This is a genomic window from Oricola indica (assembly GCF_965227485.1).
In the GTDB taxonomy this organism is placed as follows: domain Bacteria; phylum Pseudomonadota; class Alphaproteobacteria; order Rhizobiales; family Rhizobiaceae; genus Oricola; species Oricola indica.
Map to the genome: position 1 here is coordinate 3,004,766 of NZ_OZ245747.1, position 23,115 is coordinate 3,027,880.

At 62.6% G+C, this 23,115-nt stretch carries 22 protein-coding genes; 17 read left to right on the plus strand and 5 right to left on the minus strand.

The features are described 5' to 3' along the window. The first annotated feature begins 6 nt into the window (after positions 1–6). From ACQK2M_RS15060 to ACQK2M_RS15070, 3 genes are read left to right on the plus strand one after another with little or no spacing between them, the layout of a single operon-like run. Entirely contained in the window at positions 7–1,020 is a 1,014-nt protein-coding gene (locus tag ACQK2M_RS15060; RefSeq protein WP_425418452.1) for a hypothetical protein, read from the plus strand. Further along, complete coding sequence (locus ACQK2M_RS15065) at positions 1,017–2,060, plus strand: nucleotidyltransferase family protein (protein WP_425418453.1); 1,044 nt, start codon at positions 1,017–1,019, stop codon at positions 2,058–2,060. The genes ACQK2M_RS15060 and ACQK2M_RS15065 overlap by 4 nt, the downstream gene beginning before the upstream one ends. Further along, positions 2,057–3,007 (plus strand): formyltransferase family protein, encoded by a 951-nt coding sequence (locus ACQK2M_RS15070; protein ID WP_425418454.1) that lies wholly within the window; start codon positions 2,057–2,059, stop codon positions 3,005–3,007. The genes ACQK2M_RS15065 and ACQK2M_RS15070 overlap by 4 nt, the downstream gene beginning before the upstream one ends. A gap of 426 nt (positions 3,008–3,433) precedes the next feature. Here the strand turns inward: ACQK2M_RS15070 and ACQK2M_RS15075 are convergent, their stop codons facing one another. Then, a complete protein-coding gene (locus tag ACQK2M_RS15075) occupies positions 3,434–4,615 on the minus strand; it encodes a hypothetical protein (RefSeq protein WP_425418455.1) in 1,182 nt (393 codons plus the stop codon). Between the two features lie 155 nt (positions 4,616–4,770). Here ACQK2M_RS15075 and ACQK2M_RS15080 point away from each other — a divergent pair, with 155 nt between their 5' ends. From ACQK2M_RS15080 to ACQK2M_RS15140, 13 genes are all read left to right on the plus strand, one after another. Then, positions 4,771–5,328: an NAD(P)-binding protein gene (locus ACQK2M_RS15080; protein ID WP_425418456.1), complete on the plus strand. Its 558-nt coding sequence runs from the start codon at positions 4,771–4,773 to the stop codon at positions 5,326–5,328. A 369-nt stretch (positions 5,329–5,697) separates the two neighbouring features. Beyond that, on the plus strand, positions 5,698–7,236 hold the full coding sequence (locus ACQK2M_RS15085; protein WP_425418457.1) for an ABC transporter substrate-binding protein: 1,539 nt from the start codon (positions 5,698–5,700) through the stop codon (positions 7,234–7,236). A gap of 29 nt (positions 7,237–7,265) precedes the next feature. Continuing rightward, a complete protein-coding gene (locus ACQK2M_RS15090; RefSeq protein WP_425418458.1) occupies positions 7,266–8,273 on the plus strand; it encodes an ABC transporter permease in 1,008 nt (335 codons plus the stop codon). Beyond that, a complete protein-coding gene (locus ACQK2M_RS15095; RefSeq protein ID WP_425418459.1) occupies positions 8,270–9,181 on the plus strand; it encodes an ABC transporter permease in 912 nt (303 codons plus the stop codon). Before ACQK2M_RS15090 ends, ACQK2M_RS15095 begins: the two co-directional genes overlap by 4 nt. Then, positions 9,178–10,185: an ABC transporter ATP-binding protein gene (locus tag ACQK2M_RS15100; protein WP_425418460.1), complete on the plus strand. Its 1,008-nt coding sequence runs from the start codon at positions 9,178–9,180 to the stop codon at positions 10,183–10,185. Before ACQK2M_RS15095 ends, ACQK2M_RS15100 begins: the two co-directional genes overlap by 4 nt. Continuing rightward, positions 10,182–11,201: an ABC transporter ATP-binding protein gene (locus ACQK2M_RS15105; protein WP_425418461.1), complete on the plus strand. Its 1,020-nt coding sequence runs from the start codon at positions 10,182–10,184 to the stop codon at positions 11,199–11,201. Before ACQK2M_RS15100 ends, ACQK2M_RS15105 begins: the two co-directional genes overlap by 4 nt. A gap of 1 nt (position 11,202) precedes the next feature. Then, on the plus strand, positions 11,203–12,294 hold the full coding sequence (locus ACQK2M_RS15110; protein ID WP_425418462.1) for a C45 family autoproteolytic acyltransferase/hydolase: 1,092 nt from the start codon (positions 11,203–11,205) through the stop codon (positions 12,292–12,294). Between the two features lie 44 nt (positions 12,295–12,338). Next, complete coding sequence (locus ACQK2M_RS15115) at positions 12,339–13,334, plus strand: sigma-54 interaction domain-containing protein (protein ID WP_425418463.1); 996 nt, start codon at positions 12,339–12,341, stop codon at positions 13,332–13,334. Positions 13,335–13,490: 156 nt separating this feature from the next. Beyond that, entirely contained in the window at positions 13,491–14,870 is a 1,380-nt protein-coding gene (locus ACQK2M_RS15120; protein ID WP_425418464.1) for an acyclic terpene utilization AtuA family protein, read from the plus strand. Further along, complete coding sequence (locus ACQK2M_RS15125) at positions 14,870–15,196, plus strand: DUF4387 domain-containing protein (protein WP_425418465.1); 327 nt, start codon at positions 14,870–14,872, stop codon at positions 15,194–15,196. The genes ACQK2M_RS15120 and ACQK2M_RS15125 overlap by 1 nt, the downstream gene beginning before the upstream one ends. After that, a complete protein-coding gene (locus ACQK2M_RS15130; RefSeq protein WP_425418466.1) occupies positions 15,189–16,421 on the plus strand; it encodes an acyl-CoA dehydrogenase in 1,233 nt (410 codons plus the stop codon). Before ACQK2M_RS15125 ends, ACQK2M_RS15130 begins: the two co-directional genes overlap by 8 nt. Then, the gene (locus ACQK2M_RS15135) at positions 16,421–17,581 is read left to right on the plus strand and encodes a CaiB/BaiF CoA transferase family protein (RefSeq protein WP_425418467.1); all 1,161 of its coding nucleotides are present in this window, start codon (positions 16,421–16,423) and stop codon (positions 17,579–17,581) included. The genes ACQK2M_RS15130 and ACQK2M_RS15135 overlap by 1 nt, the downstream gene beginning before the upstream one ends. A 35-nt stretch (positions 17,582–17,616) precedes the next feature. Further along, positions 17,617–18,825: a diaminopropionate ammonia-lyase gene (locus tag ACQK2M_RS15140; protein WP_425418468.1), complete on the plus strand. Its 1,209-nt coding sequence runs from the start codon at positions 17,617–17,619 to the stop codon at positions 18,823–18,825. Between the two features lie 257 nt (positions 18,826–19,082). Here ACQK2M_RS15140 and ACQK2M_RS15145 read toward each other — a convergent pair whose 3' ends face one another. The 3 genes from ACQK2M_RS15145 to ACQK2M_RS15155 all read right to left on the minus strand — a co-directional run bounded on the left by ACQK2M_RS15145 (position 19,083) and on the right by ACQK2M_RS15155 (position 21,986). After that, positions 19,083–20,261 carry a tyrosine-type recombinase/integrase gene (locus ACQK2M_RS15145; RefSeq protein WP_425418469.1) on the minus strand — a complete coding sequence of 393 codons (1,179 nt, stop codon included), beginning with the start codon at positions 20,259–20,261 and terminating at the stop codon, positions 19,083–19,085. A gap of 375 nt (positions 20,262–20,636) precedes the next feature. Continuing rightward, positions 20,637–21,530, minus strand: coding sequence for a hypothetical protein (locus ACQK2M_RS15150; protein ID WP_425418470.1), 894 nt, complete (start codon positions 21,528–21,530; stop codon positions 20,637–20,639). Between the two features lie 33 nt (positions 21,531–21,563). Next, positions 21,564–21,986 (minus strand): hypothetical protein, encoded by a 423-nt coding sequence (locus ACQK2M_RS15155; protein WP_425418471.1) that lies wholly within the window; start codon positions 21,984–21,986, stop codon positions 21,564–21,566. A 206-nt stretch (positions 21,987–22,192) separates the two neighbouring features. Between ACQK2M_RS15155 and ACQK2M_RS15160 the strand changes: the two genes are divergently transcribed. Then, positions 22,193–22,525 (plus strand): ArsR/SmtB family transcription factor, encoded by a 333-nt coding sequence (locus tag ACQK2M_RS15160; protein ID WP_425418472.1) that lies wholly within the window; start codon positions 22,193–22,195, stop codon positions 22,523–22,525. 20 nt (positions 22,526–22,545) lie between these two features. Here the strand turns inward: ACQK2M_RS15160 and ACQK2M_RS15165 are convergent, their stop codons facing one another. Further along, positions 22,546–22,773: a sulfurtransferase TusA family protein gene (locus ACQK2M_RS15165; RefSeq protein ID WP_425418473.1), complete on the minus strand. Its 228-nt coding sequence runs from the start codon at positions 22,771–22,773 to the stop codon at positions 22,546–22,548. Positions 22,774–23,115: the final 342 nt, after the last annotated feature.

Below are 23,115 nucleotides of genomic sequence, written 5' to 3' on the forward strand. Positions count from 1 at the left end.
TAGCCAGTGCCTGAACATGTACTACATCTCGATTTCTTCGGATCCGGCATTCAGGTAACAGCCAACACCGGCACGTGGATCGACGGGATGGCCCGCGCCTTTCCCGAATTCGTGACAACTGCATCCAGGCAGGGGGGCAACTCGTTCCGCGTTCGGATCCGGGAGACGGACCGCCTTCCTGATGCGCCGGACTTTCCGATGACCTGGGAAGGGATCATGTCCGACGGATTCGCCGGGCGGATCTACGAAAGCGACGATGCGGCCTTTCTGATCGTGGAAGACAAGGTAGCGGCCCTGCTGGCACATGCCGAGGGACGGGCCGAGGTCTATACGAAACCAGGCAGCGAACGCGAGTTCTTCGTTTCGGCATCGATCCCGATCGTGGATTCGGCGCTGGCAATTGAAAACCAGCATCTGGTCCATGCGGGCTGTCTCGTCGGGGAGCGATCGGGAAAGGCAATACTGATCTGCGCGCATTCAGGCGCCGGCAAGACCACGACATCGATTGCGCTGGCGCGGCGCGGCTTCGCGCTGATGACCGATGATGCCAGCGTGATCGTGCCGGGCAACGGCCAGCCACGCGTCTGGGCCTTGCCCCGCGACCTCAAGGTTCACCGGAAAACAGCCGAACTGCTGCCATGGATCGGGCCGCTGGCGGACGTCTGGGACGCGAATGGCGAACAAGGTATTCCGGTGGCGGCACTCCGCGACCGCATGGCGGTGATCGATCCGGAACCCGTTGAACTGGGCGCGATCGTCCTCCTCGGAACGCGATCGGCGGCCGGGCATTCGCTGTCGCCAATGTCGAAGCCGGAGATGCTGGTCGCACTGGCCCATGACAATGTCGCGCAGCGAACGGCCGGCATGACGGCCAAGGCGCGGCACCAATTCGACGTGCTTGCCGATGTCGTCTCGCGCGTGCCGGGCTTCATGCTCAATGCGGGCGAGGAACTGGACACCTTGCCGGAGTTAATGCAGCAGGTTCTGCACGGGCGCGCGGCATCGGAGTGCGCGGAATGAAGATATCCTCGGCGGGTGGCTGGCTCGCGCGGCTTTCGGACCCCGCCGGCCCGAACGGCAATCACCGGCCGCCGCCCTTGCCGGCGAGCGATTCCCGCCGCCTGGAGGCGCTTGTCGATCTCGCATTCCGCCATAACGTCCGCCCGATCGTGGTGCGCAATCTCAAGCGCCAGCTTGGCGACGATCCCGCCGCTATGCTGGCGGGCGAGCCGCCCATCCGCGACCGTGCTTCCGAAGCGCTGCTCGACTATGCGGAAGACCACTGGCTGTCCGACATCGCGCGCGCCGCGCTGCTGGCCGACACAGCTACCGAGATCGTTGGGCGAATTACCGCCCGGGGCATACCGGCGCTGCCGGTGAAGGGACCCGACTTCGCGATCGCCGTCTATGGCGGCATTCACGCCCGGACATTCTCGGACATCGACCTGCTGGTGCGCGCCGACGCGGAGGATGATCTCGGCGCTGTTCTTCGCGAACTTGGTTTCAGCGCGGTTACACCTTCGGTCAGGCGGGCATCCCATGCGGAGCGTGGCTGGATTCGGGCCGATGACTATGGCGGCACCACGCTGGTGGAGGTACATACGGACCTCGTGCACGCGCCGGAGCTGCGCGCCGCCCAGACGCTGACCTACGATCTCTTTGCCGATCCGGCCAATGGCGGCGTGACGCCGGCGGCCCGGCTTGTGCTTGCCGCCCTCCATGGCGCCACGTCGCACCTGTTCGGTCGCCTACAATATGTGGTCGATGGATTGATGATCGCGCGCATGGGCGTGGACGGCGACGAGCTTGCCGAACGCGTCGGACGCTCGGGCGCCATCCTGGCGGCGGCAACCATGTTGCGCCTCGCATCCGAAATCTACGGATGCCCGGAGAGCCGAGAGCTCCAGGAAAAGCTCGGGCCGATACCGTGGGGCAGCCTTGAACGCAGGCTGATCACGGGAGGGATGGTGATCGCGGCAAAAGACAAGCACCGCTGGCGGTTTTTGCCGCAGCGCCGCATCTACCGCCGGCTTCTCTCCACGAATAGCCGCACGGCATGACAGCGAGAACGGCGCTCTTCCTTGTCAGCCCTGTTCCGGAAGCGGCTGGCTCCATCAGCGGCTGGCTCGAGGCGGGCAACTGCATTTCGGAGATCTGGTACAGCCGCCCGCGAAATCGCGGGATGATCCATCGGGATGCCCGACTGGCAGTGCTGGCGCCACACTGGTCGGTCAGCCGGCTGGCGCGCAAGCACGGAATCGCGATGCGCGAAGTCCCGCCGCTTTCCAACTGGGCGGGTGCAGTGGAGACCGCGCGTTCCACTGGTTCCGACGCGATGATCAGTTGCATGTTCTCGTTCCGCATCCCGCAGGAGATGCTGGCGCTCTTCGGCGCGCGCGCGGTCAACCTTCATCCCGCACCTCTCCCGCAATACCGCGGCCCGCACACGACCTATGCAATGATCCTCGACGGCAGTATCACCACCGAGGCCTGCGTTACCTTGCATGTCATGGCGCCGGAATTCGATACCGGCGACGTCATCGCCGTCGAGCCGTTCGATTTTCCCGAGACCGGATCAATGATGCAGTTCTTCCTGCATTGCGGGCGTGCCGGATACCGGCTAACAGCCACGGCGGTGCCACGCTATCTTGACGGCGAACTGCCTGCGGTGCCGCAGGACAAGTCGCGGGCCGGGTATCCCCGTCTCGACCCTGGGGATCTTGCAATCGGACCGCATGTCGATCTGAAAGCAGTCAGGCGCATGTTCGCGACGCTCGGCAGTCTCGAGGCGCTGCGCGTCGCCGGCGTTCACGGCATAAAGGCTGCGAAATTGTCGGCGGTCCTCGGTTCCCCAAGCGGCGAGCCACCGGCGGTTCGCCAGAGGGCCATCGACTGCGACATCGCCGATGCGCGGATCCGGATGAGACGGAGTCTGCCCTGGAGCAGTGCTGCCGGAAAGCTGGTGCGGCTATTGAGCGTCATGACCGCAGCGCGACCGCGTGACTGACCGACAGGAGCAGGCACCGCATCAGGTTGTGGCGGACCTGCAACGGCGCCAGTACACGTTACCCGCCAAATCTTGCTTATGCGGTACTTATGGTCTAACGAAAGCCTTATCCAAGACGCCTGGGGCATTGCGTGAAGCGCGCGGGTGTGGAGGAACGGAACGCGAGCATCGCAATGGAGGCGAATTTGACAAAGAAGCGTTATGAAAAACCGACCATGAAGAAATCCCGCCTCACGCTGCAGGCCGTAACGGCTCTAAAGCCGGTCACCGGTACCAACGGCACCGGGAATTAATCCGGTATCAGATTAGACTGATCGAATTTCGGATAACCCGGGACGTCTCGAATGGAGGCGTGCCGGGCGTTTTTGTTTCAGGACAAACGGCCCGGGCTGCGTTTGGCGTTCTTCCTGCCAGCTTCCCGGCATTTCAGGCGATGACGATATCGTCGATTACAAGCTGCCAGTAATGTCGCGTGGATACGCGAATGCGCGTGACCGCGGGCAGCATCGGCATGTGACGAACCGGGGTCAGGGACGAAACAGCGACCTCATCGGACCGCAGCAGCGTTTCGCCGTTCCAGCATTCGACGAGGGCCGTTTCCCCTTCACTTTGCGCCCATGCCGCAGTCAGCATCATCGAGAACAGGCTAAACGGCTCGTCGCGCGATATCTCGGCCGGATGACCGCTGCTGGTATAGACCGCGTAATCGCCGGACGTCGTGCCGTTCGAATATCCGAAGCTGTTCGACGTGAACTCGCGCGACATGGCGTTCAGATTAAACCAGTCCAGCCCGGCGTAACCGTTCGGAACCTTCTTCAATCCGCTTGCGGTCAGGTCGTCGAAGCCGATGGTCCGCAAATCGCTGGTGTCGGACAAAACCGATTGCTCCGGTGCGATCGTGCCCAGTTCCACCGGACAGGCTCCGGGCGCGAAGGTGACGCTGGCACCTTCTCTGAAAAGCCTGACGCAATCGGTTTCTTCCGGCAATTCGAAACGGAACCGGCTGCCGGACGCAGGCGTCTGGCTCGCAAGAACCTCCCCATTGGCTAGTGCCTCGATGGAAATCCCGTCTTTGTTCACCATCCCACCGATCCAGCGGAGTGGCGCCAGTCCGACGGGGCGCAGCATGGCCTCGGCACCGATGCCCGCGGGCGATCCAGGCATGGCGGAAAACTGCGCCGTCTGGATGTCGTTTCTGCTCGTGACGCGCCAGCCGGGCGGCACCGAGACCTCGAATCGATAGGCCCCCGGCTTGCGAATTGGGGCGCGGCGCAGCGTGGTCGAGGAAAGGAAGTTGGCGAAGCCGTTGATGTTAGACACCGAGCGGCGAAGATGCGTTTCGTCATTATAAAGGCGAACATGGATACCCGTGATCGGGCGGTCAGCAAGCCCGTAACGACCGTCGCGATCCACATCGTAGAATACGAAGGAGGAGTAGTTGACCTTGGCGCTGCTCTTCGACCAGTCCTGCCGCACGGGATAGTCGTGTGTCTTGTCACCCGGCCGTCTCACGTTGCGCGCCATCCGGTACTTGCGTCTGAGCTTTATGGCGAGCCAGATCGCGGCACCCAGGCCAGCAAGAATGACGAAATAGTCCAGCCAGTTCATGAATTTCGGCTCCGGTTCCGATCCGGCCCTACTGCCACAGGAAAACACTGCTGCCTATGCAACTACCACGTCTTTTTGCGTGGGCAGTTGCGAGGCGCTTGCTTTTCCGGGGGCATGACGCCTAGCTTGACGGGCAATTCAGCAGCCGTGCCACCATGCCTGATCGCTCCAAAGATGTCGTCATTGTAGGCGCGGGAATAGCCGGCCTCTACTGCGCTTGGCGACTGCTTCGTTCCGGGATGCCTGCGGAGCATATCGCCATTTTCGAGACATCCACCCGTCAAGGTGGGCGCATCCATACTGCGGCGTGGCCGCAGGATCCCTCGATCCGCTTCGAAACCGGCGCGCACTACATCAACGGCGCGCACACGCTCGCTAACACGCTTGCGCGGAGTCTTGGCCTATCATTGCTGAATGCGCTTTTCGGCGAGTTGGAAACATTGGTCAGCCTGCGTGGCAAATGCCTGAGCCAACGAGAAATCCGGCGCAGCCGTTTCCGAAAGCCATTCCCCTACGACATCGGTGGCCGATGGCAGCGGCGCAGTCCGCGGCGTCTGCTGGAGCAAATTGCGGTCCGCGGTTCGGGTTCCGCTTTTTCCGGTCCAATTGAGAGCCTTCCGGGCCGAGCTCCGGAAGCGATGGCGCTCAACACGCTGTTGGAGGACAGGCTGGGCGCGGACGGACTGCAGTTCATTTGCGACCGCGTCGGTTAGGCGCCGCGGGGTCTTCCACGACCGTTGACTGGGATAACGGCTGGTTGCGCTCAGCATGAGCCGAAAACAGATCAAGAAATCGCTCTCATGACCGCTTGGCGGGCGACTGGCAGGCGCCGACTGATCCGCTGATCTGTACCTAAAACCGCGCGCGTGGATTTTTCACATATGCGTGAATTGCACGCTTGGATCTACGCAATTTTGTAATCCTGCCGAAACGAGCCAGCCAAACATCTGGAATCAATGCGCAATTTTTACCGTTTCGAATTGTCGCAACATGGCACGGTCTTTGCATTCCCGATACTATCCGGCGTCGCAGTACGAAAATTCGCGGAGTTGCCGGGCGCTCGACCAAAGGGAGATGACACCATGACCAGACTTAAACGAGCCCTCATAGCATCAGCCGCGGCAATGTGCGTCGCTTTGCCGGCCGCCCATGCTTCGGAGATCAGGGTTGGATTTTCTGCCGACGCCAACACGCTCGATCCTGCAAATCATCGTAACCGCGAAACCGAAACCATCATCCGAAACATGTATGACGGGCTGCTGACACGCGACGCGGCCATGAACGTCGTGCCGGAAATCGCGGAATCCTTCACCCAGGTTTCGCCGACCGCCTACGAGTTCAAGATCCGCGATGGCGTCAAGTTCCACGACGGCTCCGATCTCACGGTCGAAGACATCAAGTTCACCTTCGACAGGCTGATCCAGGAAGGCGGCATGGGCAATGACCAGACCAGCCCTCGCAAGAGCCTTCTCGGACCGCTGCAGTCCGTCGATATCGTCGACGACTCGACGGTACGCTTCAATCTGGAATCGCCGTGGCCGCTGCTGCCCGCCATGCTTCCCTTCCAGGAAATGACGTCCAAGGCCTTCGTCGAGAAAGTCGGCACCGAGGGCATGGCGACCCAGGTCAACGGAACCGGCCCCTTCAAGCTGGTGGAATGGCGCACGGGCGATTCCGTCATCATGGAGCGGTTCGACGACTATTACGGCGGCGCGGCGGACATAGCGCCGGTCGGCAAGGCCTGCGTCGACCGCGCGATCTTCAAGATTATTCCGGAATCGGCCTCTCGCGTCGCGGCCCTGCTCGCAGGCGATGTCGACATCATCAACGAACTGCCGCCGTTCTCTATCGCACAGGTGAAGAACAACGAGAACACGGACGTCATGACCGTGAACGGCACGCGCTCCTTCTTCATCGCGATGAATATGGAAGGCGAATATTTCGATGATCTGAAGGTCCGCCAGGCGGTCGCGCACGCGATCGACAAGAACCTGATCATCGACAAGATCCTCGGCGGCAACGCGGCGTCGATTTCCGGCATCCTGAGCCCCGACGCCTTCGGCAAGAACAAAGGTATCGAGGGCATCGATTATGATCCGGAAAAGGCAAAGGCGCTCTTGGCCGAAGCCGGTTATCCGGACGGCATCGACGTAACAATGGACACCACCGGCGCCTACAAGGACACCGCCGAGGCCGTTGCCTCGCTGATGACCAAGGCCGGCATCCGTACCACGGTTTCCGTCGGTGAAAGCGGACAACTTACCAGCAAATGGCGCACCAAGGGCGAGCCGAAATCCGGCGACATGTACTTCACGTCCTGGGGCAACGGTTCGCTCGATCCCTACGGCATCTTCAACCCGACGCACCGCACCAATGACCGCGGTAACTCGGCCGGCTATGCAAATTCAGATCTCGACGCCCTGCTCGACGCGGCCGTTACCGAGACGGATCGCGCCAAGCGCGCCGAGATTTACCGCGAAGCCGAGGCGATGGCGGCGGCCGATGTGCCGTATGTCTATCTCTGGGTGCCGCAGGACATCTACGGTGTCTCCAAGCGCCTGAAGGGCTGGCAGCCGAGCGCCGACAGCCGCATCAACCTGCACGACGCCTGCGTCGAGTAACAGCCAGAAGCCCGCCGGGAGAGACCGAAATGTCATTGGGCAAACTTGTCGAGAGGTTCATGCATCTCGTTCCCGTCCTGCTCGGCGTGAGTGTCATCGTCTTCCTGATGATGACGCTCACCCCGGGCGACCCGGTGGACATAATGATCGGTGACCAGAACATCACCGAAGAGGGCGAAGCGCAGTTGCGCCACGATCTCGGCCTCGACAAACCGATCGTCCAGCGATTCTTCATCTTCATTGGCAATGCCGTGCAAGGCGATTTCGGCCTGAGCTTCTATCACCGCCGTCCGGTGATCGACGTGATCGCCGAGCGCCTGCCCGCGACGATCGAACTGAGCCTGGTGGCGCTGATCATCGCGCTCGTCACCGCCATCCCCCTCGGCGTGCTGGCCGCGGTCCGGAAGAACTCCATCTTCGACAAGATCGCCACGGTCGGCTCGCTGCTCGGGGTGTCCCTGCCTGGCTTCTGGTTCGGCATCCTCCTCTTGATGCTGTTCGCGGTGCATCTGCACATATTGCCGGTATCCGGACGGATCGGCTTCGACAGCGAGGTGGAGCCGATCACCCACCTGTTGCTGATCGACAGCCTGCTGCGTGGTCGGTTCGACGCCTTTCTCGACGCGCTCTCGCACATCATCCTGCCAGCGATCACGCTCGGCCTGCCGATGACGGCGATCCTGATGCGCGTCACCCGCACCTCGATGCTCGAAGTGCTTCGCCAGGATTATATCACCTTCGCGGAAGCCAAGGGGCTCAGCCGCAACAAGATCCTGTTCCGCCATGCGCTCAAGAACGCTCTGATCCCGACCGTGTCGGTGGCGGCGATCGAGACCGGTTCGCTGCTCGGCGGAAACATGATCGTCGAGACCGTGTTCGGCTGGCCGGGGCTTGGCCGTCTCGTCGTCGAGAGCATCTTCCTGCGCAACTATCCGCTCGTGCAGGCCGCCGTGCTGTTTTACGCGGTGACCTATGTGCTGCTGAACTTCGTCGCCGACATTCTCTACACCGTGCTCAATCCGAGGGTGAAGCTGTGACCGCCGTTCATCCCGACACCGTGGCGCCGCCCGCCAATCGCCAGGCCGAAGATTCGCTCTTGCGGCGCAATCTGAAGAGCTTCGCCGACAACAGGCTCGCCATGGCGAGCGCGGGAGTCGTGTTCGTCTTCGTGGTGATGGCGATCTTCGCCCCGCTGATCGCTCCCCACGATCCCTACGAGACCGACCTGTTCCGCCGGCTGCAGCCGCCGGCATGGCAGACGGGCGGCGAGTGGAGCTTCCTGCTCGGCTGCGACGCGCTCGGCCGCGACATCCTCTCGCGCATCATCTACGGCGCGCGCATCTCGATCTTCATCGGCGCCGCAGTCATCCTCGTCGCGACGACCACCGGCATCGTCGCCGGGCTTTCAGCCGGTTATTTCCGCGGCTGGGTCGATGCCGTGATCTCGCGCATCGTCGATATCCTGCTCGGCTTTCCTTACCTGATCTTCGCCATCGGGCTGATGGCGATGATGGGACCCGGCCTGATCAACGTCATCCTGGCGCTTGCCTACAAGGAATGGGTCATCCCGTGCCGCGTCGTGCGCGGCGAGACGCTTGCGGTGCGCGAACTGGAATATGTCGAGGCCGCCCGCGCCATCGGCGCCTCGCCCGCCCATATCATGGGCAGGGAGATCCTGCCCAACATCCTGTCGCCGGTGATCGTCGTCTCGACCATCCGGATGGCCCACGTCATCATCCTGGAGGCCAGCCTCTCCTTCCTCGGTCTGGGCGTGCAACCTCCGACCGCCTCCTGGGGCTCGATGGTGTCCGACGGGCGCGCCTTCATCCTCGATGCCTGGTGGGTCTCCACCTTCCCCGGTGTCGCCATCCTGCTCCTGGTGCTGGCCATCAATGTCGCCAGCCAGGGCCTGCGCGACGCCTTCGATCCGAGGTTCCACGAATGATCGCCGCCAACGACACCCTCCTCGAAGTCACCGGGCTGCGCACCGTCTTCGACACGCGTGACGGATCGGTATGCGCCGTCGCTGGCGTCGACGTCACCGTGCGGCGCGGCGAATGCCTCGGCGTCGTCGGCGAGTCCGGCTCCGGCAAGAGCGTCACCTTTTCCTCGGTCATGGGGCTGGTGCGTTCGCCCGGCCGCATAGACGGCGGCTCGATACGCTTCGACGGGCGCGACCTGCGCGCGCTGACGCCCAAGCAGATGCGAGCCATCCGCGGCCGCGACATCGCGATGACGATGCAGGACGCATTGACCGCGCTCAATCCCGCGCTGACCGTCGGCGAACAAATCGCCGAGATGCTGATCGCCCATGACGAGACGCTTCCCGCCGCGCGCGGCGCACGGAAGACGGCGATCCGCGAGAAATCGGTCGAGATGCTCGGACTTGTCGGCATCCCGTCGGCAGCCGACCGGCTGTCGCAATACCCGCACGAGTTCTCCGGCGGCATGCGCCAGCGCATCATGATCGCCATTGCGCTTGCGTCGCGACCGAAGCTGCTTGTCGCCGACGAGCCGACCACGGCGCTCGACGTGACGATCCAGGCGCAGGTGCTCGAACTGATCACCGACATTCGCGCCAAGCTCGGCATGAGCGTCGTGCTGATTACGCACGATCTCGGTGTCGTGGCCGAGCATTGCGACCGGGTCATGGTGATGTATGCGGGACAGGTGGTCGAGGAGGGTCCGACGGATCGGGTAATCCGCGACCCGAAGCACCCTTACACGAAGGGCCTGCTTGGCTCCATCCCGAGGCTTTCCATGCGTGGCCAGCCGATCAAGCCGATCGAGGGCCAGGTGCCCGACCTGATCGGCTTACCGCCGCAATGCCGGTTCTATTCGCGCTGCCCCGAACGCGTCGAAGCCTGCCTGCAACCCATCGCGATGCATGACGCCGGCGAGAACCGGCACGCGCGCTGCATCAAGCTTGCCGGGGAGACCGTGGCATGACGCACGACACCGCACCGCTCCTGCGCGTCGAGAACCTGTCGAAGAACTACCTCGGCCGGCGCACGCTGGGCGACCGGATTGCCGGAACCGAACCGCTGACGGTGCGGGCCGTCAACAATGTCTCGCTGGAAATCGAACGCGGAGAAATCCTCGGCCTGATCGGCGAGAGCGGCTGCGGAAAGTCGACGCTTGGACGCGCGATCCTGCGCCTGCACGAGCCGTCCGCCGGGAAAGTATGGTTCGGCGGAACCGACGTCACCGCACTCGGCGCGGAAGAGCTGAAGGCGCTGCGCCGGCGCATGCAGATCATTTTCCAGGATCCCTATGCCTCGCTCAATCCGCGGCGCACCGTGGCGGAAATCGTCGGCCTTCCGCTTTTCCTGCACGGGCTGGCGAAGACAAAGGCCGAGGCGCGCGACATCGTCGCGCAGATTCTCGAAAAGGTCGGGCTGAAGGCCAACCAGATCGACCGCTATCCGCACCAGTTCTCCGGCGGACAGCGTCAGCGCATCGGCATTGCCCGAGCGCTGGTGAGCCATCCGGAGTTCATCGTCTGCGACGAGCCGGTCTCGGCGCTCGACGTGTCGATCCAGGCGCAGATCATCCAGCTCCTGATGGACCTCAAGCGCGACATGGGCCTGACCTATTTGTTCATCTCGCACGACATCTCGGTGATCGGCTATCTGTCGAACCGCGTGGCGGTGATGTATCTCGGCGAGATCGTCGAGATGGGACCGGTCGACAGCGTCCTGTCGCGGCCGCGCCATCCCTATACGCAGAGCCTGATGTCGGCGGTGCCGGAAGTCGACGAACCCGGCAGGCATCAGCGGGTAAGACTGACCGGCGACCTGCCTTCGCCGCTCAATCCGCCAAGCGGCTGCAAGTTCCACACGCGCTGTCCGCTCGCCATCGACCGCTGCAAGAGCGAGGCGCCGAAGACCGAAATGCTGGAGCCCGGTCACCAGGTCGCCTGCCATCGCGCGCATGAAGGCGTCACCGTGCTGGAGCAGGCATGACATGAGCGTGCTCGGCGTTGGAGAAGGCAGCTCCCTCTTCATGCACGGCGATGCCTGGCTGCGCGGCGCGAAACAGGCGGCCGAAAAGGGCGTCAGCCGCGACCAGATCCTTGCGGCGACGGTAGGCCGCGTCGAGCGCGCCCGCGCCGACGGGCTGATCGGCGTGGAGGAACAGGCCTATCTGATTGCGCAGAAAGCCTACGCCGAGGAAAACGATCCCCATTCAATGGCTGAGCTTGCCGGCATAGCCGACGGATTCGGCATCGCGTTCGACGACCTCTTCACGCATCTGCATCTCGGCACGCTGGGCGATCTCGCCAAGGGCGCGTCGCGCGATGTCGACGGTTGCAGCGCGCTTGCCGCGGGCAATACCGAGGATGGCCCGCTGGTCGCCAAGAACCGCGACTATTCCGGCTTGCATCTGGGCGTCCAGAAGGTGTTCCGGCACACCGGCCCAGATATCTCGACCGGCACGATGATCGCGATCGGCAGCCTCGGCAGCCCATGTGCCTATTCCAGCGGAATGAACGCGGCCGGCCTGCTACTTGCCGATACCCAGGTCGGGGTGCGCGCGCATCGGGTCGGCTGGCTGCGCTATTTCCTGATGAACCGGATACTCGCCACCTGCGCCACCGTCGACGAGGCCATCGCCTTCGTCCGCAAGGTGCCCCATGCGGGCGGCGGCACGCTGGTGCTTGCCGACCGCACCGGTGCGGCGGCGGCGATCGAACTCGGCGCGCATGCGGTCGCGGTCGAGCGCGGCGGCATCGCGCGGCGCACCAACCACTATGTCACCAGCGAACTGGCCGCCGAAACGCTCGATCCCGGCGACGACCGGATCGCCGCCAATTCGCGCAGGCGGCTCGACTATCTCGACCATGTTCTGCCGCGCATCGCCTGGACGGTGGCCGACCTGATGCAAGTGATGGCCCGCCACGAGGAGGATGGGCCGCAATCCGCGCCGGTCTGCCAGCATGCGCGCGACGGCGGCGCGCAGACGATTTCGTCGGCGGTTTATTCCTGGCGCGATCGGTGTCTATATTTCCACGAAGGCAATCCGTGCCTCGGCAACTGGAAGCGTTACGCCCTGTGAGTTCCGCCCGTTCGTCCGATGCCGAAAGCCGTCCGGGACAAGGCATGGCGGGCTACCAGAACGACCTCATCGGGGACCACCCCAGCATGATCGCGTTGCGCGCCCTGATCGAGCGTGTCGCCAGAAGTCCGGCGCAGACCGTGCTGGTCTACGGGCCGACCGGCACCGGCAAGGGCATGGTCGCGCGCATGCTGCACCGGCTGTCGCAGCGCGCCTCCAAGCAGTTCGTCGACATCAACTGCGCCGCCATTCCGTCCAGCCTGCTGGAATCGGAGCTGTTCGGACACGAGAAGGGCGCGTTCACCGGCGCGACCGACCGCAAGACCGGCCTGGTGGAGGCGGCCAATCACGGCACGATCTTTCTCGACGAGATCCGCGAGATGGAGCCGATGCTGCAGGCCAAGCTCCTGAGCCTCCTCGACACGCACGAGTTCCGGCGCGTCGGCGCGGTCAAGACGACCTCGGTCGATGTCCGCGTCGTCGCGGCGACCAACAAGGTGCTGCTGTCGGAGGTGCTGGCCGGCAATTTCCGCGAGGACCTCTATTACCGGCTGCAGGTCGTCGCCATCAACATTCCGGCGCTGAAGGATCGCGGCCGCGACGTGCTGACCCTGTCGGACTATTTCGTCGCCAAGTACAACGCCCGCTACGGCCGGAAAATAATGGGCCTGTCCGACGAGGTGGCGGAAATCTTCCTGAAGTACCCGTGGCCTGGCAATGTGCGCGAACTGGAGAACCTGCTGGAGCGGATATTCATCCTCGAGGATGACGACGTCATCCTGCCGCGCCATCTGCCAGACCGCATTATCCGCACCGTGCGCGCCGGCAGCACCACCGTGCCGCCGGCGCCAACTGACGAAGGATCGGACGGCGCGCTGCAACTCGGATTCCACGCCGCCACCGAGGCCTATCAGAAGGAACTGATCGAGAACGCCCTGGCAGCGTCTCGCAACAATCTCAAGGATACCGCCGCCCTCCTGAAGATCAGCCGGCACGCGCTTCGTCACCAGATGATCAAGCTCGGCATGATCAGTGCGTGAATTGCGCGCACGGCGGCGCGCAGACGACGCGTCGCCTTGTGCGGGAAAAGGGCTGGTCATAATTTACCCAGTGAATTCAGAAGGTTGGGCTGATCGATAATATTGGCATGCGCCATGCATCAAAGGGGCACAACCTTTGACAGATCGGAGAAACACATGAAATCGCTCAAAGTCATTTGCCCGAACGGGCATCTTGGCTTCGCGCCCCTGAAGACCGAAAGCTTCCGGATTGGCGTCGATGCCGGACCGGATTACATCGCCGCCGACTCGGGCAGCGACGACATCGGTCCGGTGCCGCTTGGCAGCAACACCTGCGCCAGCCCGCGGGCATGGCAGGAACGCGATCTCGAAGTCATGCTGTTGGCTTCGCGCCGCACCGGCAAGCCGATGATCATCGGTTCGGCCGGCGATACCGGCTCCAACAGCCGCGTCGACATGTATGTCCAGATCATCCGCGACCTGGCCAGGAAACACGACCTGCCGCCCTTCAGGATCGGCTGGTTCTATTCCGAGGTCGACAAGAAGACGATCCTGTCGAAGATGCGATCCGGTTCTCCGATTCTCGGCCTCGACGGCCGTCCGGAACTCGACGAGGCGGAACTCGACGCCACGGAGCGCGTCGTCGCCATGGCCGGCGTGCATCCGTTTCGCAAGCTCCTCGAGGAAGGCTGCGACGTGATCATCGGCGGGCGCTCCTCCGATAGCGCCGTCTTCGCGTCGGCCGCTTTGCACGAGGGCTATCCGGAAGCCGAGGCCTACTATCTCGGCAAGGTTCTCGAATGCGCCTCCTTCTGCGCCGAACCCTATGGTGCCAAGGAAACCGTGATGGGCGAGATTACCGAGGATTTCGTCGAGGTGACTGCAATGAACCCGGCGCAGCGCTGCACTATCGCCTCGGTGGCGGGCCACGCCATGTATGAGCGTTCCAACCCGTTCCATGAATATGTCGCCGGCGGTTTGCTCGACATGACCGACTGCCACTACGAACAGGTCGCCGAGAAGACCACCCGCGTCACCGGCATGAAATTCGTTCCCGCCGAGGATTTCCGCGTCAAGCTGGAAGGGTCCGGCAAGCTCGGCGAGCGCTTCGTCGGGATGGCCGGCATTCGCGATCCCTACACCATCGCCCATGTCGACGAGGTGATCGAATGGGCGCGCGAACAGGTGATCGAGCGCTTCGGCGAAACCGGCTGGGAACTGCACTACAACGTCTTCGGCCGCAACGGCATCATGGGCGAGATGGAGCCGCTGAAGGACAAGCCGGCGCACGAGGTGCTGATCGTCGTCCAGGGCGTCGCGCCCACCCGCGAGATGGCCGAGGAACTCACCATCACCGGCACGCGGCAACTCTTCTATGCCCGCCTGCCCGAGGTGAAAGGCACCGCCGGCGGCGTTTCCTTCGTCTTCGACGAGGTGATGCCGGCAAGCCCCGGCTATCGCTGGACGCTGAACCACACGATGGCGGTCGACGATCCGCTCGAACTCTTCCCAACGCACAGCGACGTCGTCGGCGCCCCGGTCACGGAGAACGCATGATGGCCACGAAAAAACTCTCCGAACTCGCCAAGACGATCCGCTCGAAGAACGCCGGCACCGACAAGATCACCTTCGACATCATCTTCCGGGAGCGCGATGTCTACGAGATGGTGAAGCGCTCGAAGGCGCTGACGCGCGAGAAGATGGCGGCGCTTTACAAGATCTCTGGCAACCGGATCACCGATTTCGTCGAATACGATCCGGCCAACGCGATCAAGTTCACCATCCTGCGCGAGCGGCCGAGCGGGAGCCCCGGCGATCCGGACATTTTCGGTGCGCAGCAATATGCTCCGCTTCTCGATGTCGAGGTGACTGTCGATGCTTGACAGCACTGGCGCTCCAGCCGCCCACGCCGCGTCGTCGCCCTCGGGCGGCGGTGTCTTCGCCTGGGACGATCCGTTCCTGCTCGACGAGCAACTCTCCGAAGACGAGCGGATGATCATGGAGACGGCGCGCGCCTATGCGCAGGAAAAGCTGCAGCCGCGCGTTCTCGACGCCTACCGTGAAGAAAAAACCGACCGCGCCATTTTCGACGAGATGGGCGAACTGGGTCTGCTCGGCATCACGCTGCCGGAGGACTACGGATGCGCCAACGCTTCCTACGTCGCCTACGGTCTGGTCGCGCGCGAGGTCGAGCGGGTCGACAGTGGCTACCGGTCGATGAATTCCGTGCAGTCCTCGCTCGTCATGTATCCGATTTACGCCTACGGCTCCGAGGACCAGCGCAAGACATACCTGCCGAAGCTGGCGAGCGGCGAATGGGTCGGCTGTTTCGGCCTGACCGAACCCGACGCCGGGTCCGATCCGGGCTCCATGCGCACCCGCGCCGTCAGGGCCGATGGCGGTTACGTGCTGAAGGGCTCCAAGATGTGGATCTCCAATGCACCGATCGCGGACATTTTCGTCGTCTGGGCGAAATCGGAGGCGCATGACGGCGCGATCCGCGGCTTCGTGCTCGAAAAGGGCATGAAGGGGCTTACCGCGCCGAAGATCGGCGGCAAGCTTTCCCTGCGCGCATCGATCACCGGCGAGATCGTCATGGACAATGTCGAGGTCGGCGAGAAACACCTGCTGCCCGACGTTTCCGGCCTGAAAGGCCCCTTCGGCTGCCTCAACCGGGCGCGCTACGGCATCTCCTGGGGCGCGCTGGGTGCGGCGGAGGATTGCTGGCATCGCGGCCGCGCCTATGGTCTCGACCGCAAGCAGTTCGGCCGTCCGCTGGCGCAAACGCAGCTTTTCCAGAAGAAGCTCGCCGACATGCAGACCGAGATCGCGCTCGGTCTGCAGGGGGCGCTGCGCGTCGGCCGCCTGCTCGATGCCGGCAAGGCCGCGCCCGAGATGATCAGCCTCGTCAAGCGCAACAATTGCGGCAAGGCGCTGGACATCGCGCGCATGGCGCGCGACATGCATGGCGGCAACGGCATCCAAGAAGAATACCACGTCATGCGCCATGCGCAGAACCTCGAGACGGTGAACACCTACGAAGGCACGCATGACGTGCATGCGCTGATCCTCGGCCGCGCGCAGACGGGGCTGCAGGCGTTCTTCTGATGGGCGACGCGCCGCTGAATGGCCTGCGCGTCATCGAGTTGGCGCGCATCCTGGCCGGTCCGTGGATCGGCCAGACGCTCGCCGATCTCGGCGCCGACGTGATCAAGGTCGAAAGCCCGGAGGGCGACGACACGCGCCAGTGGGGCCCGCCCTTCATCGAGTGCGATGGCGAGAAGGCCGCCGCCTATTTCCACGCCTGCAACCGCGGCAAGCGTTCGGTGACGGCCGATTTCCGCGATGACGACGACCTCGACTTCGTGCGTGGGCTGGCGGCCGGGGCCGATGTGGTCATCGAGAACTTCAAGGTCGGCGGGCTCGAGAAATTCGGCCTCGACTACGGCACTCTGTCGGCGGCCAACCCGCGCCTCGTCTACTGCTCGGTCACCGGTTTCGGCCAGGATGGACCCTATGCGTCTCGGGCCGGCTACGACTTCCTGATCCAGGGCATGAGCGGAATCATGGACCTGACCGGCGACGCGGCGGGAGAACCGCAGAAGATCGGCGTCGCCTTCGCCGACATCTTCACAGGGCTCTACGGCGTCATCGCCATCCAGGCCGCGCTCGCCGGGCGCGAGAGGACAGGGCAGGGAAGCCACATCGACATGGCGCTGCTCGACTGCATGACCGGCGTGCTCGCCAACCAGGCGATGAACTATCTCGCCTCCGGCGTGGCGCCGCACCGGCTCGGCAACGCCCATCCCAACATCGCGCCCTACCAGACCTTCGGGACCGCCGACGGCTTTGCCATCATCGCGGTCGGCAATGACGGCCAGTTCGCCCGCCTTTGCGCCGTGCTCGGCGTCGACGGCGCGGCGGCCGACCGGCGCTTCGCCACCAATGCGGCGCGCGTGGAAAACCGCGACGCGCTGACGGACTTGCTGGCGGAGAAGACGAAGGCATGGACCCGCGACGATCTCCTGGCCGCGCTGGAGAAAGCCGTTGTCCCCGCGGGGCCGATCAACACGGTGGAGGACGTGCTCGCCGACCCGCAGATCGTCCATCGCGGCATGCAGATCGCGCCGGGCGGCGTCCCGGGCCTGCGCACGCCGATCTCATTTGCAGGCGCGCCCGCGCCCGTTTCCGACCGTCCTTCGCCCAAATGCGGCGAACACACCGATGAAATCCGCGAAAAGGGCTGGACGGCTGGAACCCGGCGCTGAGAGCATGAATGGCGTCTCGTCCGATGGAGCACATCTTGTCGAACACATCCGAATTGATACTGCTGACAAACCCGCTGGCTCGGCGCGAAGCGCCGTGGACCGCCGCGCAGGACGCCATCCTCAACGATGCCGGATTCGCCCGCGCGAAAGCCACCATCACCGCGTGGCCCGGATATGCACCGACGCCGTTGGCGTCGCTTGGCGGCATCGCGGCGGTATCCGGTATCGGCGCGCTCTACTACAAGGACGAGGCGTCGCGCTTCGGCCTCGGCAGTTTCAAGGCGCTCGGCGGAGCCTATGCGGTCTGGCGGGTCCTGTGCGACACGGCTGCGGAGAAGGGGATCTCCCCGGACGATCGTGAGGCCTTTACCGCCCATGCCCGCACACTCACCGTGACCTGCGCCACCGACGGAAATCACGGGCGTTCGGTTGCCTGGGGCGCGCAGACTTTCGGCTGCAACTGCGTGATCTTCATCCATGCGACGGTCAGCGAAGGCCGCAAACGCGAGATCGAGCGCTATGGCGCGCGCATTGTCCGCAGCGCCGGAAACTATGACGACAGCGTGCACGAGGCCCAGGTGACGGCGGACCGCGAGGGCTGGATCGTTGTCTCCGACACGTCCTACGAAGGGTATACGGACATCCCCAAGGACGTGATGCAGGGCTACGAATTGATGGCCGCCGAGGCGATCGGGCAATGGCCGGAGGCGGGGCCGCCGACCCATATCTTCCTGCAAACGGGCGTCGGAGGCCTGGCGGCGGCAGTCGCCGCGCAATACTGGCGGCGATACGGCGCCGATCGTCCGATGATCGTGTTGGTCGACCCGCTGCAATCGGCCTGTTGGCTGGAATCCATCCGGGCCGGACAACCCACGGCTGTCAAGGGAGATCTCGACACGCTCATGGCCGGGCTTGCCTGCGGCGAGATTTCGGCCCTGGCCTGGGAAATCCTGCGGCATTGCGCCGATGCCGTCGTCGGGCTTTCCGACGACGCGGCGGTCGATGGTATGCGCATGCTGGCGGAAGGCCGTCATGGCGATGCACCGCTTGTTGCCGGGGAATCCGCGGTCGCAGGTTTGATGGCATTGGTCGCGGCAGCGGCCGATCCGGAGGCACGCGTCACGCTGCAACTTGATATTGGTTCTCGCGTCCTCGTCTTCGGTACCGAAGGAGCGACGGACCCGGGACTCTATCGTGAAATCGTGGGTCGTAGCCCCGAGGCTATTCGGGAGCGTCTCGCTTGATGGACATGTCCGATTGCAGCGTATGCAAGCCAGTTTCGGTTTCACAGATCCGACTCAAAGAGCGCTCTTTCGATACGGTAGCCGCTCTCTTTTCAAGCCAGGAGGCTATTTGGATCGATGGTTTCGCCAAACAGCTGTGCTTATCGAAACTTTAATTTGCGGAAACGACCGGATATGGAACATAACGGCCGCATTTCATTGGTGCACAGGATGGCCGAACCGCATCGCAAAGCGGACAATCGGGAATAGTGCGTCTGCTAGGTTTCCCCTGAGGCTTTGCGATGGCTGCTAATCACGCGCATTCGTTCACCAATCGCTGTAGATGCCTTCCGTATCGGATCATCACTCAAATGGGCATATCTAGCCGTCGTCTGTGGCTGCGAGTGGCCAAGAAGCGCGCCGATCAATGGTAGTGACATCCCGCTCGCGACAGCAACAGATGCAAACGAATGCCGTAGGTCATGGAGGCGAACATCATTGAGTCCCGCCTTGGACCGGATTGCGGTCCAGGGCTTCTGCAAATTGACCAGCCGCCCCCCCTGCTTCTGGCCGCAGATGACATGCGGATTGTCTTCGAGATGCGGCAACCGCGATAGAACATCGAGGGCCGGCGCATTCAAATAGATAGTCTTCGCGCCGGTTTTCGAGTCCGGCAGCCTTAGACACGCATCCTTGAAATCCACCCACTGCCAGCGCAACGAAAGTATTTCGTTCAGCCGCGCGCCGGTCAGAACCAGCAGCCGGACTGCGCCGATAATAAACGGGCTATGCGCGTCTTCGGCCTCGAGTTCACCAAGAACAGCTCCGAGCCGCGCCAGCTCTGCTTCGGAAAGGAAACGTTCGCGCCGATTCTCCTTAAACTTTTCGATATGATGTGCCGGATTTGTGTGGTCTGGTCTGTATCCATTCTTTTCGCACCAGTTGAAAAACTTCCGCAGCACGGCAAGCAGCCTGTTCGCTTGGTACGGCGTCTTCGCCAAAGAATGATGAAGCGCGGCGACATCGCGACGAGTTATCTCTGTAATAGGCATTTGTCGAAAGCGCTTGGGAAAAAGCTTGTCCAACAGGCGCCGATATTCCATCCGCGAGCGTTCTTTTAGCTTTGCGTCGGCGTGGCTCGAAAGAAACCGCTCCAGAAGCTCGCCAACTCGCTGTTCTTCCCGCTTCTGGTCCTTCTCAAACATGGGATCTTCGCCGCGCGCAATGCGACGCAGCGCAGATTGCGCATCCGTTCTCGCCTGCTCCGCAGTGATATTCCCGAAACGGCCGAGCGTCATTCGCCGCGACCTACCGCCGATCCGATATTGCAGGACGAAGACCTTGCGGCCTTTCGGCGTTACCTTGAGCCCGTAGCCCGGAAGGTCATCGTCCCATAAGAAGATATCTTTTTCGTCGGCCGAAGCCTCGGATACCGTGCGCTTGGTCAGCTTTGCCATTTCACACCGCTTTGCTTACTGGAATTGATCTAGCAAGCAGATAGTAAGCGAACAGAGCGGAACCAACAAGAATCACGGGGAACCGAAATGCCCCTATCCCATTGTTTTATTATGATTCAATTTCACTTTTCGGAAACAAGGGCAACCTTGAGAATCGTTAGACTTTCAAACTTTTAATCAGTAGGTCCAGGGTTCGAACCCCTGCGCGCTCACCAACAATTTATCTGAAAAATACTATTTCTGGGTCGAATAACATCGCGATTCGATCAGCCGAAACCGGATGCGATGATAAAGTGCGGCCCAAAGGTAGAACGCACCCGCAATGGCCATCAGAAAGGAGATGCCCCCTTCGGGCTTCCCGCTCAGCGCCTCGCGTCAATCAGCGCCCAATTCGGGTGCCACGGGTTTGTCGATGCCGAGAATTGGCGCGATCCGTTCGAAATGGTCGATGATGGCCAGGGTTTCGGCGCGCAGTGTTTCTCCGTCGGCGTTCTCGGTCCAGTATTCGCGCGATTGGCCGAAATCGAGATATTCGTAATCGCCGATCACGCGCGGACCCTCGGGGGTGGCGACCAGCGAGAAGGTTTCGCCATCGCTTCGCACGGTCATCGGGATTGGCCTTGAGACTCGCGCATCGCCGAAGATCGCCGCATGACCGAAAATCTTTGCCGTCCCGAGAACGCGGGCGTTTCCGTAGATCGCGGCGTTGCCGTAGATTTCGGCACTGCCCGACACCTGCGCGTTTTGCGAGATATGGGCGTAATCATGGATACGGGCATGTCCCCGGACCAGCGCGCTGCCATGCGCCCAGGCGTGGTGATAAAGTTGCGCATCGCCCGACACGCGCGCCTTCTCCGTGACCTTGGCCTTTCCGGAAATCCGCGCGTTTTGCGAGATCACCACGTCGCCATACACCTTGGCATTACCGCCAACCTCGGCGTGATCGCAAATTCGCGCGTTGCGATAGATTTCGGCCTCTTCGCCGATACGGGTATTGCCGCAAATGCGCGCGGCGCCGTGAACGCGGGCGCTACCGTAGACGGTCGCCGCATCCGATATCAATGCATTCTCGGAGACGACGGCATTCATGAACACTTTCGCCTCGTCGGCGATCCATGCCTCGCCGTCCTGCGAGAGATTGTTTTCCGCCTGTACGAAGCCGCCTTGATCGCCTTTCTTCACCTTTCCGAAATCAGTGGTCGCACGGATCCGGCGAAGCGTGTGGCCAAGATGGGAAACGGTCTCGGCGGTCAGCTCGTATTTCGCCATTCTCGCCCTGCCTCCTGCCGTCGCGGTGTCTCGTCAGAGGATGATCAGGTAGTGGTTCCCTTTGGAATCGCGAGCGATCCCGGAGCCGTTCGATGTTCCCCTGCGGGTCACGAAATCCATTTCCACGGATGTGCCATAATCGCAATGAAGCGATGCCTGTCCGTTGCGCGAACTCGAAACGCCGCCGGCAATCGCGACATCGCGCTCGACGCTCTCGCCACCGGCCTGCAGAAGCGAATTCGACCCGATGCCGGCAAACCGGCGCTTTGTCGTGGACCATCTGCCGAAGCAGGGTTCGCCATCCGGAAGGATCAGCGAGATCTTTCCGCTTTCGCCCCAGATGTTCGACAGCGTCGCTTCGACCGGCGCCGAGGCTGCTTTCGGGCTATCTGCCGGATAAACGGCGAGTTTCTTGCTCACGCAGGCGGCGAGCAGGAGAGAGGCCGAGACAAGCACGGCACAGCGCAGGACGGCCGATGAAGCCGATGCAATGGATTTCCCCGTGGATCCGGCTGTGGCGAAAACTCTCATGACACCACAGGTAATCGCGTATTCTTGCGCGAAGGCTTCCAAGTCGCCCGCAAACCCGCATGCCTTGCGCTCGTGTGCGTGCGTACTAGATAATGCGGGAAATCCAACGCCATTTGGGACATGTGACACCAATGGGTACCGCTATCGATGAGAAAGCCGCCGACGATCAGGCCTTGTCGGGCCAGATGCTCGAAAACGCGACGGTCACCACACAGTTTCTGAAATCCCTGGCCCATCCCGCACGGCTCGTCATTTTGTGCAGGCTCGCCGAGGGAAGCATCAATGTCGGCGAACTGGAATCGATGCTCGGCCTTCCGCAAGCGGCCGTTTCGAAACAGTTGGCGCGTTTGCGTGAGGACGGTCTGGTCGATTGCCGCCGCGAAGGCCGCTCGATGGTCTACACGCTGGCGGATGAGAGAACGCGCAGAATCATACGCGCGCTCTATGACGAATTCTGTGCCTGACGACGTCTGTTCGGGCCCTGTCAGCCCGCTTTTCTGATCAGGTAGATATAGGTGTTGCCGTCCTGGCGGGATTCCAGCAACTCGTTGCCGGTCGAGCGGCAGAATGCCTCGAAATCCTTCACCGAACCGGGATCCGTCGCCTGAACTTCCAGCGTGTTGCCGGCCGCCATCCCCTTCAGCGCCTTTTTCGCGCGAAGGATCGGCATCGGGCAATTGAGCCCCTTCGCGTCGACGGTTTCATCGGCCATTTGTCGTGCTCCTTGGCGGGCTGCGTCCGTTCAATCCTTAGATATCAATAGTTTCTCGTCCGCCCGTGTCCAGAGCGCGACGTCGACTTTTCGGCCAACTTCGCGGTCCTTCACGCTCCGTCGACCGAAAGCGCGGTTTACCCCACGATATTGCGGCTATGAAAGATCAGAGACCGAGAGATCTGGAAAAGGAGATCAGGCTGCGCACGGCGGATTCAGTCATGGCTCCGCCATTCTGGGTGAAGTCCCAGACGAGCAATATCGCAATCGCAATTACTGCAAGCATAAGTTTCATCGCCATAGGCTAGCACGTATTGGCCGACATATGAATTCGGACGAACA